The following is a 14449-nucleotide window of genomic DNA, read 5'->3' on the forward strand; positions in this document are numbered from 1 at the left end:
GGCTCAGTCGCCGAGCAGCCAGCCGTTCTCCTCGGCGATCCGGACCGCGTCGGCCCGGTTGCGCGCGCCGGTCTTGCCGATCGCCGCCGACAGGTGGTTGCGCACCGTCCCCTCGGAGAGGTGCAGGGTCGCCGCCAGCTCCGCCACGGTGCCGCCGCCCCGGGCCGTACGCAGCACCTCGGTCTCCCGGTCGGTGAGCGGGCTCGGCCCGGTGGCGAGGGTCTCCGCGGCGAGCGTCGGGTCGACCACCCGCAGCCCGGCGTGCACCCGGCGGACCGCGTCGGCGAGCTGCCGGGCCGGGGTGTCCTTGACCACGAAGCCGTTCGCGCCCGCCTCCATGGCCCGCCGCAGGTAGCCGGGCCGGCCGAAGGTGGTCACCATCAGCACCCGGCAGCCGGGCAGCGCGGCCCGCACCGCCGCGGCCGCCGCGACCCCGTCCAGGCCGGGCATCTCCACGTCGAGCAGGGCCACGTCGGGCCGGGTGCGCAGCGCCTCCGGCACCACCTCGTCGCCCCGCCCCACCTCGGCCACCACGGTCAGGTCCGGCTCCAGCGACAGCAACGCGGCGAGCGCGCCCCGGACCAGCGCCTGGTCATCCGCGAGCAGCAGCCGGATCGGCTCGCTCATCCGGTCGTCCCCCGTTCGGCGTCGGGCAGCGTCACCCGGAGCAGGAAGCCGCGCCCGGCGCGCGGGCGGCCGACGACGACCGTGGCGTCCAGCCGCCGGGCCCGCTCCCGGAGCCCGACCAGGCCGTGGCCGGCCGCCTCCGGCTCGCCGGCCGGCCCCCGGCCGTCGTCGCGGATCTCCACGGCCGTCGGGTCGATCCGGATCTCGCAGCGCCGGGCCCCGCTGTGCCGGACCACGTTGGTCACCCCCTCGCGGACCGTCCAGCCGAACAGCTCGTCCCGCTCCGCCGGCAGCGACGGCGCCGTCTCGGGCAGGTCCGCGGCGATGCCCGCGGCGGCCAGCGCCGAGCGGGCGCCCGCCAGCTCCGTCGCCAGGCTCACCCCGCGGTACGCCCCGACGGTGCCCCGCACGTCGGCCAGGGCCTGCCGGGCCAGCCGCTCGATGTCCGCGACCTCGGTGGCCGCTCGGGCCGGGTCCAGCTCCAGCAGCCGCCCGGCCAGCTCCGCCTTGACCGCCACCACGGTCAGCGAGTGCCCGAGGATGTCGTGCAGGTCCCGTGCGGTGCGGGCCCGCTCCTCGGCCACCGCCAGCCGGCGGATCTCCTGCTGGGCGCCCTGGAGTTCGGCGTTGCGCTGTGCCAGCCGGGTCACCCCGAACATGGCGAACGAGGCGAGCACGACGGCGAAGACCACGGTCCCCTCGGCCTCCCAGCCGGGCACCAGCGCCGCCGTGACGGGCGGGGTCAGCGCGGCCAGCACGACCACCAGCAGGGACTCCCAGATCGGCAGCAGGAACACCGCCGCGGCCGCCACGAAGACCAGTGTGGTCAGCCAGTCCCCCTCGGTGCCCGGAATGCCCGCGAGGCCGAGCCCGAGCAGCGCCGCCAGGACCGTCCACGCCCGACCGCGCGGGATGTTCCGGTGCGCCTGCCGCCGGCCGCGCGCCCACTCGAACACCCAGACGTAGAGAACGCCGAAGGCGACCAGGGTGACCGCGCCGAGCACCCGGCGCCACACCTCGGGTTGGTGCAGGGCGGTGAGCAGCGGGATGTTGAGGAAGAAGAGCCAGACCGCGGCCAGGAGCCAGCCGGTGATCCGCCAACGGCGGCTCACCGGCTGGCTCGGCTGGTGCGGCAGGCCCACGGTGAACACGCTAACCTCCGCCGCCGCGCCTCAGACGCGGGTGGTGTCGCGGCGGAACAGCCGGGCCGCGCCGAAGCCGAAGAAGGCGGTCCAGGCGACCACGTTGCCGACGGCCACCCAGTCCAGCCCGGCCCCGGTCAGCGGCGCCCGGGCGAGCTGGCCGACGCCGTACACCGGGGTGAACTTGGCGATCTGCTGCATCGCGTGGGGCAGGATGTCGAGCGGGACGAACAGCCCGCCGAGCATGGCCAGGATGGCGAGCGCCGGTCCCATGAACTGCATGACGTTCTCGGCTGGGGCGAGGTAGCCGACGAAGAGCCCGAGGGCGGCGAAGACCAGCGAGCCGATCCAGGCGGTCAGGCCGGACTCGATCCAGACGTGCACCGGCATCCGGACCCCGGAGGCGGCGCCCACGGCGAACTCGACCAGCACGCCGAGCAGGCCGAGCACCATGGCGGTGGCCACCTTCGTGGCCACGTACGCGGCCGGGCGCAGCGGGGTGAGCCGCAGCTGCCGGCTCCAGCCCAGCGCCCGCTCGGTGGCGACCGCCGCGCCGGCGCTGGTGGTGGCGACCATGGCCGCGTAGACGGCCAGGCTGATCATGATCCAGCCCATGACGGGCAGGCCGTTGTCCAGGTTCTGCCCGCGCTGCGGCAGGCCGAACAGCAGGAAGAACACCGCTGGCATGACCAGGATGAACACCAGCGTGCGGCGGTTGCGCAGCACCCGGCGGATCTCGATGCCGAGCACGGGGGCGGAGAAGCCGCCCAGCGCGGGGGGCCGGCGGTTTCCGGCCCGGTCGGGCGTGGTGGTGGCGGACGTGGCGGTGACGGTCATCTCAGGCTCCGGGGTCGTTCGCGGTCGGCGTCAGGCGGCGGCGGTCAGGGCGAGGAAGGCGTCCTCGAGGTTGCGCGAGGTGATCTCCAGGTCGCGGGCGTCGGTCCGGGTCAGCAGGTGCCGGGCGACCACGTCGGAGTCCTCGGTGTGGACCAGCACGGCGTCGCCGCGCACCTCGACGGACTGCACGCCGGGCAGCGCCGCGAGCGCGGTCTGGTCGGCGCCCGGGAGGGTGGCCCGCACGACCCGGCCGGCGGCCAGGTTCTTGATCTCGGCGGTGGTGCCGTCGGCGACCACCCGGCCCTGGCGGACCAGCACGATCCGGTCCGCGTACGCGTCGGCCTCGTCCAGGTAGTGGGTGGCGAACAGGACGGTCCGGCCGGAGCGGGCGTCGGCACGGATGGCCTGCCAGAAGTCCCGCCGCCCCTCGACGTCCATCCCGGTGGTCGGCTCGTCGAGCACCATGAGGTCGGGGTCCGGCAGCAGCGCCAGGGCGAAGCGCAGCCGCTGCTGCTGGCCGCCGGAGCACTTGCCCACCGCGCGGTCGGCGATGTCGGCGATGCCGGCCCGCTCCAGCACCTCGGACGCCGGCCGGGACTGGCCGTAGAAGTGCGCGGTCATCCGTACCGTCTCGGCGACGGTGAGGTCCTTGAGCAGGCCGCCGGTCTGCATCACGGCGGCGACCCGGCCGAGCCGGACGGCGTCGCCGGGCGTGCCGCCGAAGAGCCGGACGGTGCCGGCGTCCGGGCGGGCCAGCCCGAGCAGCATGTCCACGGTGGTGGTCTTGCCGGCGCCGTTGGGGCCGAGGAAGGCGACCACCTCGCCCGGTTCGATCCGGAGGCTGAGCCCGTCGACGGCGGTCACCGGGCCGAAGGTCTTGGTGAGTCCGGCCAGCTCGACGGCCGGTGGGGTGTCGGTCATGACAATGATGCTCCGGGGACCGGCGGGCCGGTCCCCGGAGCGGGCGTCACCTTCCGACCGTGACATTTGTCAGGGCGGTCAGTGGCCGCCGCCGGCCCCCTCCCTGGCCCGGCGGGGCAGCAGGAACGCGCCGGCCACGGTGACCAGCAGCAGTCCCAGCTCGGCGAGGAGGGTGACCCGCACGGCGTGCGACACCGACTCGGCCAGCCCGTCGAAGAAGACGGTGCCGAGCAGCGCCACGCCGAGCGCGCCGCCGAGCTGCTGCACGGCGGTGAGCGTGCCGGACGCCGAGCCGGTCTCCGCCTCCTCGACCCCGGAGAGCACGATGTCGAAGAAGGGCGCCATCACCAGGCCCATGCCGAAGCCGACCGCCAGCAGCGCGGGCGTCATCCGCCACGGGGTGACGTCGGCGCCGGCCACGGTGAGGGTGAGCAGCATCCCGGCGACGCCGGCCAGCACCACCCCGAGTCCGAGGTGGATGAGCCGCCGGCCGAGCCGCTGGGCCAGGCCGGCGCCGGCGAGCACGAAGGCGGCCACCATGCCGAGCGCCTGGGGCACGCCGGCCAGCCCGGCGCGCAGCGGCGACCAGCCGAGCCCGAGCTGGAGGTAGAGGCTGAACACCAGCGAGAAGCCGGCCAGCGCGGTGAAGAAGGCCAGCCCGGCGACCAGCCCGCCGGTGAAGGCGCGGCGGCGGAACAGGGCGGGCACCACCAGCGGGTCCCGGCCGGCCCGCTGCCGGCGCTGCTCGTAGCGGGCGAAGACCGCCAGCACGACGACCGCGCCGGCCAGCATGGCGAAGCTCCACGCCGGCCAGCCCAGCTCGCGGCCCTGCACCAGCGGGTGGACCAGCAGGAACACCGCGACCGAGAGGAGCGCGACGCCGGGCAGGTCGAGCCGGGTGGCGTGGCCGGGTCGGGAGGCCGGCAGGAAGCGGGCCGCGCCGAGGGCGGCGAGCAGGCCGAGCGGGACGTTGATCAGGAAGATGGCGCGCCAGCCGGTGCCGCCGAGGTCGGCGTCGACCAGCCAGCCGGCCAGGATCGGCCCGCCGACGGCGGAGATCCCCATCACGGGGCCGAACGCGCCGAAGGCGGCGGCCAGCTGCTCCGGCGGGAACATCTCCTTGATGAGGCCCAGCCCCTGCGGGAGGAGCAGCGCGCCGAGCAGGCCCTGGGCCACCCGGGCGGCGATCAGCGTGCCGGGGCTGCCGGCGAGGGCGCAGGCGGCCGAGGCGGCGGTGAAGCCGAGCACCCCGACCAGGAACATCCGGCGCCGGCCGTACAGATCGCCGAGGCGGCCGCCGGTGACCAGGCCGACGGCCATGGCGAGGGTGTAGCCGGCCCCGATCCACTGGATGACGGTGGGCGAGCCGCCGAGGTCTGCCCGGATCGCCGGGCCGGCAAGGTTCGTGACGAGCACGTCGAGCAGGTCCATCACCTCGGCGGCGAGGATCACCGCGAGGGCGATCCAGCGCCAGCGGTGGCCCGCGGCCGGTGGTGCCGCGATGAGTTGGGTGGTCATGGGGTCCCCCGATTCGAGCGAACACTGTTCGTTGACGAACACTGTTCTATCAACGAACGCCGTTCGCAGCAAGTACGATGTTCGAGTCCCCACATCCCGGAGGTCGTCCGTGAGCGAAACCCCCGCGCCACCGTGGCGCACCCGGCCGCGCAGCCGGGCGACCCGCCGGCCGCTCAGCCAGCAGGCCGTGGTCGACGCCGCCCTCGCCGTGCTCGGCCGGGAAGGTCTGGGCGGCCTCAGCATGCGGCGGGTGGCCCAGGAGCTGGGCACCGGACCGGCCTCCCTCTACGCCCACGTCTCCGGGCGCGAGGAACTGCTCGAACTTCTCGTCGACCGGGTCAGCGCGGACATCACCGTGCCCGAGCCCGACCCGGGCCGCTGGACGGAGCAGGTCCGCGAGGTGGCCCGGCAGGCGTACCGGGTCTACGCCGCGCACACCGACCTGGCGCTGGCCTCACTGGCCACCATCCCCACCGGTCCGAACGCCCTGCGGGTCACCGACGGGCTGCTCGCCGTTCTCCGCAGCGGCGGCGTGCCGGCCCAGCAGGCAGCCTGGTTCCTCGACCGGCTCTTTCTCTACATCGCGGGCGACGCCTACGAGGGCGCCCTGTACGCCGAGAAGGTCCGGGCCGCCGGACAGGACCAGCCGGCGTGGTGGGCGCGGATGCGCGAGCAGCTCAGCACGTTCTACCGGAACCTGCCGGCGGGGCGGTACCCGCACGTGCGGGAGCACGTGGACGCGCTGCTCGCCGGCGACGGCGACACCCGCTTCGAGTTCGGCGTCGACCTGCTGATCCGGGGCCTCGCCACCCACGTCCCGCCCGGGAGTGAGGGCGGCCCGGCCGGGTAACCAGCGCCGACGTCAGTCGCCGCGGCACCGGGAGGTCTGGGGATGAGCGCACCGACGGCACGGGTGGACACCATCGTGATGATCCACGGCCTGTGGATGACGTCACGCAGCTGGGAGCACTGGGTCGACCGGTATTCGGCGCGCGGCTTCCGGGTCCTCACCCCCGCCTGGCCCGGCATGGACGTCGACGTCGAGCGGCTCCGGGAGGACCCGACCCCGATCGCCGCGCAGCGGATCGCCACCATCGTCGACCACTACGCGGGGATCATCCGCGGCCTGCCCCGGCCGCCGATCATCATGGGGCACTCGTTCGGGGGCCTCATCGCCCAACTGCTCATGGACCGGGGCCTCGGCGCCGCCGTCGTCGCCCTGCACCCCGCCGCCGTGAAGGGCGTGCTGAAGCTGCCGCTGAGCACCCTGCGCTCCGGGTTCCCCATCCTGCGCAACCCCGCGAACCGGCACCGCGCGGTGGCGTTCACCGCCGAGGACTTCCGGTACACCTTCGGCAACACCATCAGCCAGGAGGAATCCGACGCCGCCTGGGAGCGGTACGCCGTGCCCGCCGCCGGCCACGTCTTCTTCGAGGGGGCGTTCGCCAACCTGGACCCGAACTCGGCGACGGCGACGGACACCACGCGCACCGACCGCGCGCCGTTGCTCGTGACGGCCGGCGGCGAGGACCACGTGGTGCCGCCCGCGCTGGCGTCCGCCGTGGCCAACCTCTACCGGGGCTCGACGGCGATCACCAGCTACCGGGAGTTCCCGGGGCGGTCGCACTTCGTCGGCGGCGAGCCGGGCTGGGAGGAGGAGGCCGACTTCGCGCTGGAGTGGGCCGTGGAGGCGGCCAACGAGTACTCCCCGACCGTGGTCAGCACGGCCCCGAACCGCCGCTGACAACCGGCGAAGACTCCCTGGGTGGTGCCGGCGGGTCGCGGCGACCGACCCGACCGACCGGCGACGCATGGTGGGGCAGGGTGGGGGTATGACGGGGTCATGAGGGCGAGCTTCCGGCTTGGCCGGATCGCGGGTGTACCCGTCGGGGTCAACTGGAGCGTCCTGGTCATCTTCGTGCTGATCGCGTGGGCGCTGTCCGCCAGCCAGTTCCCCCGCGCGTACCCGGGACACTCGGCCGTGGCGTACTGGGCCGCCGGCCTGGCCGCCGCGGTGGTCTTCTTCCTCGGCCTGCTCGCCCACGAGGTGGCCCACGCGGTGGTCGCCAAGCGCAACGGCATCGAGGTCGAGGGGATCACACTCTGGCTCTTCGGCGGCGTCTCCGAGCTCAAGGGCGAGGCCCGCGACCCGGGCGCCGAGCTGCGCATCGCCGGGGTGGGGCCGCTGGTCAGCCTGATCATCGGGCTCTTCTTCGGTGCCATCGCGGTGCTGCTCGCCGTGGCCGGCTCGCACGGCCTGCTGCTCGGCGCGCTGTCCTGGCTGGCCGGCATCAACGTGCTGCTGGCGATCTTCAACGTGCTGCCGGCCGCGCCACTGGACGGCGGCCGGGTGCTGCGCGCGGCGGTGTGGAAGGCCACCGGCGACCGGACCAAGGCGGCCGTGGTGGCGGCCCGGGCCGGCTGGGTCCTCGGCGCGCTGCTGATCGGGCTGGGGCTCTGGCAGTTCCTGGCCGGCAGCGGGGTGGGTGGGCTCTGGCTGGCGCTCATCGGCTGGTTCCTGATCGGCGCCTCCACCATGGAGGAGCGCCAGGCCCGGATGGGCAGCGCGCTGCGCGGCATCCGGGTCGCCGAGGTGATGACCCCGCAGCCGCAGACCGCCTCCGGGGAGATGACCGTCGCCGACTTCGTCGACCACTACCTCTTCGCGTACCGGCACTCGGCGCTGCCGCTGACCGAGGAGGGCCGGCCGATCGGGCTCGTCACCCTCGACCGGGTCCGCGGCATCCCGGCCGACCGGCGCGCCGCGACCACCCTGGCCGAGGTCTCCTGCCGGGCCGACGAGCTGGTGCTCGCCACCCCGGACGAGCAGCTCAGCGACCTGCTCCCCCGGCTCAGCGCGTGCGCCGACGGCCGGGCGCTCGTGGTGACCGACCAGCGGCTGGTCGGGATCGTCTCGCCCAGCGACATCAGCCGCGCCGTGCAGCGCGGTCACATGCGCGAGCAGATGGCCGCCGGCCGCTCCTAGCCGTCGCTCAGCAGGCCACGGCGGTAGGTCAGTATCGCGGGAAGTAACGGTCCAGCAACGCGGTGCGGAACTTGCCGGCCGGGTCGAGCTCGCGCAGCAGGGCGCGGAAGTCGTCGTGGCGCGGGTAGGCGGCACCCGGGTCGCGGGCGAAGAGCTTGCCCCAGTGGGGGCGCGGGGCGAACGGGGCGAGCCGCTCCTCCACCTCGGCCAGCACCGGCGCCACCGCCGCCGGGTCACCGACCCAGGTGAAGTGGACGGCCAGGGTGTCCCGCTCGTGGTTCGGGCTGAGCCACAACCCGTCGGCGGCCACCGTACGCAGCTCGCAGACCTGGAGCACGGCGGCGATCCGCCCGGCCGCCGGGTCGAGCGCGGCCAGCGCCGCGGCGGCGTCGGAGCGGGCCACATGCCACTCGGACTGGAGTTCGTCGCCACTGCTCGGGGTGAAGCCGAGCCGGAAGTGCGGCAGCCGCTCGTGCCACGGCCCGGGCACGCCGAGCTGGGCCGTGCAGTTCTCCGCCGGCATCCCGGGCACCGGATGGTGGGGCGTGTCGGCCGCCCGGGTGTCCAGCCAGTCCGCCGGGGGTGGCGGCTGGTCGGCCCGCTGCTTGAGCCACACCTGGTCGAAGCGGGGCGACCGCCAGCCGGTGAAGACACTCACGCTGTACGCCCCGTCGAGCGCGGTGTCGAGTGCCGCGCGGGGCAGGCCGAGCCGGACGTACTGCCGCACCTCGAAGGCGGGCACCACGTCGAGGGTGAGCCGGGTGACCACGCCCAGCGCGCCGAGGTGGACCACCATCCCGGCGAACCGGGGGTCGCCGCGGTCCACCGTGAGCAGGTCACCGTCGGCGGTGACCAGTTCCAGCGCGGCCACGGCGGTGGCCAGGTTGCCGTTCGCCGGTCCCGAGCCGTGGGTGGCGGTGGCGACCGCCCCAGCCACCGAGATGTGCGGCAGGGAGGCGAGGTTCGCCAGGGCGTACCCCTCGGCGTGCAGCGCGGTGGCCAGGTCGCCGTAGCGCAGCCCGGCGGCGACGGTGACGGTGCCCCGGTCGCGGTCGAGCGCGACCGTCGGCGGCAGCCCGGCCACCGACACCTGCTCACCGGTGGTGTCGCCGAGCCGGTTGAACGAGTGCCCGGTGCCCACCGCGCGGATCAGGTCCGCACCGGCGACCAGCCGGCGCAGCTCGTCCAGGGTGGTGGGCTCGTGCCGGGCGCGGGCCGACCAGGTGACGTTGCCCGCCCAGTTGGTGCCGGTCATGCCGTGGCCTCCCGGTCGGTGTTGGCCTCCTCGGCAAGGGCGGCGCAGAGCTTGTCCAGCGCCGCCTCCACCTCCGTGGTGGAATACCCGCGCAGCGCCACCGGCAGCCCGGCGGCCCGGGTCTGCTCGATCTCCGCCCGGGCGGCCCGCCGCTCGGCCGTTCCGCCCCGGGCGAGCGCCTCCCGGGCGCGGTGCACCAGCCGGTCGACCTCGCGGACGTCGTAGCCGCGCAGCCCGATCGTGAAGTCGAGGTCCACACCGGCCGGCCGGGTGCGCGCGTCGGTGAACCGGTCGCCCGCGTAGCGGACCAGCGCCGCCGTCACCTCGTCGGGGCTCTCCCGCACCTGGCCGAGGTCGAGCAGTTCGACGGCGGGGCGGCCGTCGCGCGGATGCCGGGCGGTGACCGGCAGGCCCGGCGGCAGCCCGGCCCCGGGCACGCCGACCAGCCGGCCGGCGTCGTCGAGGGCGAGCGCCGCGAACTGCTCCCAGGGGTACGTCCCGCGCAGGCCCGGCCGGCGCACCTCCAGCCCCTCGGGGCCGAGCACGCAGCGGAACGGCCGCAGCGCGCCGATCAGCACCTTGACGCCGATCACGACGATCCCCAGGGCGACCAGCATCCGCAGCACCGGGCCGTCACCGGCGACGGCGAGCACCATCACCCCGCCCGCCACGCAGACGAGGGCCAGCGGCAGCACCCCCCGGTTGCGGTGCAGCTCCATGTCGTTCCCCCCGTTCCGGTCGCGCGTGTCCGGGTGCATCATCCGCCAATCGCGCAAGGCGTGGTTGCCCCGCCACCGGGTAGGGAACCCTGTGGGCATGAGCAGCTACCGCGATCCGAGCCTCCGGGGCGACGTGTATCCGTCGGAAGAGGAGATCGACCCGACCGGCGTCGGTCCCGAGCCGGTCGGGATGGCCGGCACGGCACCGGCGCCGCCGCCGACCCCGGAACCCGAGCCCGACCCGATTCCCCATCCGGGGCCGCCGCCCCGGGCCGCCGGCGGGCCGGCCCGCTGAGCGCGGCCGGGCCCGGGCCCGGCCGCGCTCAGACCTGCCGCATCACCTCGGCGGCGACCAGCTCCAGGTGGTCCAGGTCGGCCAGGTCGAGCACCTGGAGGTAGACCCGCTCGCTGCCGATCTCCGCGTACCGGCCGAGCTTGTCGACGACCTCGGCGGGCGTCCCGGCGGCGCCGTTCGCGCGCAGTTCCGCGGGCTCCCGGCCGATGGCCGCGGCGCGCCGGGCCACCTCGGCGTCGTCCCGCCCGCAGCAGAGCACCAGGGCGTTGGACCAGGTCATGCTCGACGCATCCCGGCCGGCCTCGGCGCAGGCGTCCCGGACCCGCTGGAACTGCGCCGCCGAGTCCTCGACCGAGGCGAACGGCAGGTTGAACTCGTCGGCGTACCGGGCGGCGAGGCGGGGCGTCCGCTTCGGTCCCGTGCCGCCGAGCAGGATCGGTGGGCGCGGCTGCTGGACCGGCTTGGGCAGGGCCGGTGAGTCGCTGACCGGGTAGTACTTGCCGGGGAAGTCGAAGGTCGACCCGGCCGGCGTCTCCCAGAGCCCGGTGATGACCGCGAGCTGCTCCTCCAGCCGGTCGAACCGCTCGCCGAGCGGCGGGAACGGGATGCCGTACGCGCTGTGCTCCTCGGCGAACCAGCCAGTCCCGATGCCCAGCTCGACCCGGCCGCCGCTCATCTGGTCGACCTGGGCGACGGTGATGGCCAGCGGGCCGGGGAGCCGGAAGGTGGCCGCGGTCATGAGGGTGCCGAGCCGGATCGTCCTGGTGTCCCGGGCCAGGCCGGCGAGGGTGGTCCAGGCGTCGGTCGGACCCGGGTCGCCGCTCACCGAGCCCATCTTCAGGTAGTGGTCGGAGCGGAAGAAGGCGCCGAAGCCGGTCTCCTCCGCGCGGCGCGCCACGGCGAGCAGCTGGTCGTAGCTGGCGCCCTGCTGGGGTTCGGTGAAGATCCGCAGTTCCATGTCCCGAGCATAGAAAGCGGGCGGGCCCGCCGCGTGCGCGCCTCGTATTCCTTGACAGGCATATGAACGTCGAGGCATATTGGGGAGGTGTCCGGGGATGCCTTCGCCGTGCTGGCCGAGCCCACCCGACGTCGCATCCTCGACCGGCTGCGCCGGGCGGAGAGCAGCGTCGGCGACCTCGTGGACGCGCTCGGCATGAGCCAACCGGCCGTCTCCAAGCACCTGAAGGTGCTGCGGGAGGCCGGCCTGGTCAGCTGCCGCACCGCTGCCCAGCAGCGGATCTACCGGCTCGACGTCCGCCCGCTGCGCGCCGTGGACGACTGGCTCGGCCCGTACCGGCGGATGTGGGGCGAGCACCTCGACGCCCTGGAACGCCATCTCGACAGTGAGGAGTGACCATGGACCGCGACAGCTTCCGGCCCGGCCCGCTCGCCGACGTCACCTGGGCACCGGCCGGCGACCGGTGGGACCTGGTCCTCGTCCGTGACCTGCGGCACCCGCCGGAGAAGGTGTGGGCGGCGCTCACCGAGCCGGACCGGCTCGCCGAGTGGGCGCCCTTCCTCGCCGACCGGGACCTGGGCACGCCCGGGGCGGTCACGCTGAGCACCGTCGACGGCGACCGGCGCTGGCCGGACGCGGCCACCGTGCGGCGGGCCGAGCCACCCACCCTGCTCGAATACACCTGGGGCGACGGGTTGCTGCGCTGGGAGCTCGCCGCCACGGCGGGCGGCACCCGGCTGACCCTGCGGCACCGCTTCGACGACCGCGCGCTGGGCGCCAGCATGGCCGCCGGCTGGCACCTCTGCCTCGACGTCGCCGGCCACCTGCTCGACGGCGACCCGGTCGGCCCGATCCGGGGCGCCGAGGCCAAGGAGTTCGGCTGGGACGAGCTGCGCGCCGCGTACGACGAGCGCCTGAAGGACTGACGGGTCAGTCCGGCAGGGTGATCGCGGTCGCGGCCCGGCGGATCGGCTCGGTGACCCGGCGGATCATCCGCTCCCGGCCCGGCAGGCGCGGCATGAGCCGCAGCATCAGCGTCTGGAACCGGATCCAGGCCGCCGACGACAGCACCATCCCGGCCAGGTTGCGCTCGGCCAACCGCTGGTTCGCCTCGACGAAGGGGCGCATCCGCCGCTCGTACCCGGCGAACCCGGCCGCCGGGTCCCCACCGGCGTCGGCCAGCGAGGCGGCCAGCACGTACGCCCCGACCAGCCCGAGGCTGGTGCCCTGCCCGGAGGCCGGCGACGGGCCGTAACCGGCGTCGCCGACGAGCGCGATCCGGCCGGTGGACCAGCGGTCCATCCGCACCTGGCTCATGGGCGCGAAGTAGAAATCCGGCGCGTCGGCGGCCGCGGCCAGCAACTCGGGCACCCGCCAGCCGGCCCCGTCGAACGCCCGGGCCAGCGCGGCCCGCTGGGCCGGCAGGTCCCGGTGGTCGGGCTCCTCGGCCGGCGACGGGAAGAGGAACAGCGCCCGGGCGTCCGGCGCCCCGGCGGTGCGGTAGACCCCGACGGTCCGGCCCGGCGCCGGGTGCATCAGCTCGACCCGCTCCTCGCCGAACCCGGCGGGAACGGCGCAGATCGCGATGTGGTGCCCGAGCGGGCGCAGGTGCTCGGCCGCGGGGCCGAACGCGAGCCGGCGTACCGCCGAGTGCAGCCCGTCGGCACCGACCACCAGGTCGAAGCGACGGCGCCCGCCCCCGGCGAAGGTCACGTCCACCCCGTCGGCGGCCGGATCCAGCGCGGCGATCGAGTCGCCGAAGAGGTATTCGACGTCGCCGGTCGCCTCGACGAGCAGCCGGGCCAGATCACCGCGCAGCACCTCGACGTCGTCCCCCTCCCGGCCACCGAAGAGCGCGGCGTCCATGGTGGCCAGTCGCGCGCCGGACGCGTCCACGAAGCGGGCCGACCGCATCCCGGTGTCGCGCCGCCGCACCTGCTCCAGCAGGCCCATCCGGTCCAGCACGGTCAGCGCGGCGCCCCGGACGTCCACCTTGTAGCCACCGTCGCGCAACGCCGGGCCGCGCTCGACGACGGTCGGCCGGAAGCCGTGGCGGCGCAGCCACCAGGCGAGCGTGGGACCGGCGACACCGGCGCCGGAGATCAGCACATCAGTCATACCGAGGACGGTACAAGCGTGTTAGACGTTTGTGCAAGACACTTGTTCAAGGAATCGGCTAGGCTGTCGGCATGGGAAATCGGGAGGACCTGCTCGCCGGGGCCAAGCGCTGCCTCATGGAGAAGGGCTACGCGGCCACCACGGCACGGGACGTGGCCGGCGCCGCCGGCACCAGCCTGGCCGCCATCGGCTACCACTTCCGCACCACGAAGGCGCTGCTCAACGAGGCGCTCGTGGAGGCCATGGCGGAGTGGGGCGACGAGCTGCACCGCGCCCTCGCCGAGGACGCCGGGCCGGACGCCACACCCGAGCAGCGCTTCGAGGCGGCGTGGGAACGGATCATCGAGTCGTTCGCCCGGCTACGGCCACTCTGGGCCGTCCAGTTCGAGTTGATCGCGCAGCTCGACCGGACACCCGAGCTGCGGGAGGCGTTCGCCGGGGTGACCCGCCAGGCCCGGCTGGGGTTGGCCGAGGTCTTCCACCGGCTCGACCCGGGCCTCGACGAGTCGACCGCGCTCGCCCTCGGCGCGTTCCACCAGGCGCTGATCGGCGGCGTGGCGGCCCAGTGGCTGGTCGACCCGGCGGCGGCTCCGTCCGCGCGGGAGCTGACCGACGCGCTACGAATCCTCGCCGCCGAGTTCCGCGGGAGTCAGGGCTGAAACGGACCCGGAGAATCATCACCGGCGATTCCTCGTGTCCACATCGGATCCGGAAACGCACACCGCGGCACCGGGCGGCGATACGGCGGATCCGCGCCGGAATATGACGAACGCATGACAGTTCTCTATCAGTGCCGACAAATTCGGGGATGAGCGGCGGCAATCGACTCCCTCGGCGACGAGACGGCCACGAGCGGCGACAAAAGGGCGCAAGGACCCCTAAATTACCCGCGTCGGCCGCCCGCTCGGGCTGTCCTTGCTGCGTGCGACGACCGAATTCGACTTCCGGGGAACGCGATTTTTTGTGGGCAGATCCACAATCCCCGCACTCCGGGCTGGATTCACCGCAGTGAAGTCGGTAGGTTTCCGGGCCGGCCCCCAGGGCCCGAATGATGTGACCGATGTTGATATCGA

General features: G+C 74.6%; 16 protein-coding genes. 7 read left to right on the top strand and 9 right to left on the bottom strand.

Annotated features, from left to right (window positions below):
- Positions 1-3 precede the first annotated feature (3 nt).
- The 5 genes from ACQP12_RS25945 to ACQP12_RS25965 all read right to left on the bottom strand — a co-directional run bounded on the left by ACQP12_RS25945 (position 4) and on the right by ACQP12_RS25965 (position 5045).
- Positions 4-627: a response regulator transcription factor gene (locus ACQP12_RS25945; protein WP_357939389.1), complete on the bottom strand. Its 624-nt coding sequence runs from the start codon at positions 625-627 to the stop codon at positions 4-6.
- Positions 624-1778, bottom strand: coding sequence for a histidine kinase (locus ACQP12_RS25950; RefSeq protein ID WP_433282726.1), 1155 nt, complete (start codon positions 1776-1778; stop codon positions 624-626). The genes ACQP12_RS25945 and ACQP12_RS25950 overlap by 4 nt, the downstream gene beginning before the upstream one ends.
- 21 nt (positions 1779-1799) lie before the next feature.
- Entirely contained in the window at positions 1800-2606 is an 807-nt protein-coding gene (locus ACQP12_RS25955; protein WP_433282728.1) for an ABC transporter permease, read from the bottom strand.
- Positions 2607-2636: 30 nt separating this feature from the next.
- Positions 2637-3527 (bottom strand): ABC transporter ATP-binding protein, encoded by an 891-nt coding sequence (locus tag ACQP12_RS25960; protein WP_357939383.1) that lies wholly within the window; start codon positions 3525-3527, stop codon positions 2637-2639.
- Between the two features lie 78 nt (positions 3528-3605).
- The gene (locus ACQP12_RS25965; RefSeq protein WP_433282731.1) at positions 3606-5045 is read right to left on the bottom strand and encodes a DHA2 family efflux MFS transporter permease subunit; all 1440 of its coding nucleotides are present in this window, start codon (positions 5043-5045) and stop codon (positions 3606-3608) included.
- Between the two features lie 109 nt (positions 5046-5154).
- On the opposite strand from ACQP12_RS25965, the gene ACQP12_RS25970 reads away from it, so the two are divergent.
- The 3 genes from ACQP12_RS25970 (at position 5155) to ACQP12_RS25980 (ending at position 8031) form a co-directional block, all read left to right on the top strand.
- Positions 5155-5895: a TetR/AcrR family transcriptional regulator C-terminal domain-containing protein gene (locus tag ACQP12_RS25970; RefSeq protein WP_433282733.1), complete on the top strand. Its 741-nt coding sequence runs from the start codon at positions 5155-5157 to the stop codon at positions 5893-5895.
- A gap of 42 nt (positions 5896-5937) precedes the next feature.
- A complete protein-coding gene (locus ACQP12_RS25975) occupies positions 5938-6789 on the top strand; it encodes an alpha/beta hydrolase (RefSeq protein WP_357939377.1) in 852 nt (283 codons plus the stop codon).
- A 99-nt stretch (positions 6790-6888) separates the two neighbouring features.
- Positions 6889-8031, top strand: coding sequence for a site-2 protease family protein (locus tag ACQP12_RS25980; protein ID WP_357939375.1), 1143 nt, complete (start codon positions 6889-6891; stop codon positions 8029-8031).
- Between the two features lie 28 nt (positions 8032-8059).
- On the opposite strand, the gene ACQP12_RS25985 is transcribed toward ACQP12_RS25980, so the two are convergent.
- Positions 8060-9286: an FAD-binding protein gene (locus ACQP12_RS25985; RefSeq protein ID WP_433282735.1), complete on the bottom strand. Its 1227-nt coding sequence runs from the start codon at positions 9284-9286 to the stop codon at positions 8060-8062.
- Positions 9283-10005, bottom strand: a complete 723-nt coding sequence (locus tag ACQP12_RS25990; protein ID WP_433282737.1) for a PH domain-containing protein — start codon at positions 10003-10005, stop codon at positions 9283-9285. The genes ACQP12_RS25985 and ACQP12_RS25990 overlap by 4 nt, the downstream gene beginning before the upstream one ends.
- 97 nt (positions 10006-10102) lie before the next feature.
- Between ACQP12_RS25990 and ACQP12_RS25995 the strand changes: the two genes are divergently transcribed.
- Positions 10103-10300, top strand: coding sequence for a hypothetical protein (locus tag ACQP12_RS25995; RefSeq protein WP_433282739.1), 198 nt, complete (start codon positions 10103-10105; stop codon positions 10298-10300).
- 28 nt (positions 10301-10328) lie between these two features.
- Here ACQP12_RS25995 and ACQP12_RS26000 read toward each other — a convergent pair whose 3' ends face one another.
- Positions 10329-11258: an LLM class F420-dependent oxidoreductase gene (locus ACQP12_RS26000; RefSeq protein WP_433282741.1), complete on the bottom strand. Its 930-nt coding sequence runs from the start codon at positions 11256-11258 to the stop codon at positions 10329-10331.
- Positions 11259-11345: 87 nt separating this feature from the next.
- On the opposite strand from ACQP12_RS26000, the gene ACQP12_RS26005 reads away from it, so the two are divergent.
- Both ACQP12_RS26005 and ACQP12_RS26010 read left to right on the top strand, forming a co-directional pair.
- Positions 11346-11654, top strand: coding sequence for an ArsR/SmtB family transcription factor (locus ACQP12_RS26005; protein WP_433282743.1), 309 nt, complete (start codon positions 11346-11348; stop codon positions 11652-11654).
- A 2-nt stretch (positions 11655-11656) separates the two neighbouring features.
- Positions 11657-12184: an SRPBCC family protein gene (locus ACQP12_RS26010; protein WP_433282745.1), complete on the top strand. Its 528-nt coding sequence runs from the start codon at positions 11657-11659 to the stop codon at positions 12182-12184.
- Positions 12185-12188: 4 nt separating this feature from the next.
- On the opposite strand, the gene ACQP12_RS26015 is transcribed toward ACQP12_RS26010, so the two are convergent.
- A complete protein-coding gene (locus tag ACQP12_RS26015) occupies positions 12189-13376 on the bottom strand; it encodes an FAD-dependent monooxygenase (protein WP_433282748.1) in 1188 nt (395 codons plus the stop codon).
- A 71-nt stretch (positions 13377-13447) separates the two neighbouring features.
- Here ACQP12_RS26015 and ACQP12_RS26020 point away from each other — a divergent pair, with 71 nt between their 5' ends.
- Positions 13448-14035, top strand: coding sequence for a TetR/AcrR family transcriptional regulator (locus ACQP12_RS26020; RefSeq protein WP_433282750.1), 588 nt, complete (start codon positions 13448-13450; stop codon positions 14033-14035).
- Positions 14036-14449 lie beyond the last annotated feature (414 nt).

Source organism: Micromonospora sp. CA-244673, assembly GCF_050948395.1.
In the GTDB taxonomy this organism is placed as follows: Bacteria; Actinomycetota; Actinomycetes; order Mycobacteriales; family Micromonosporaceae; genus Micromonospora.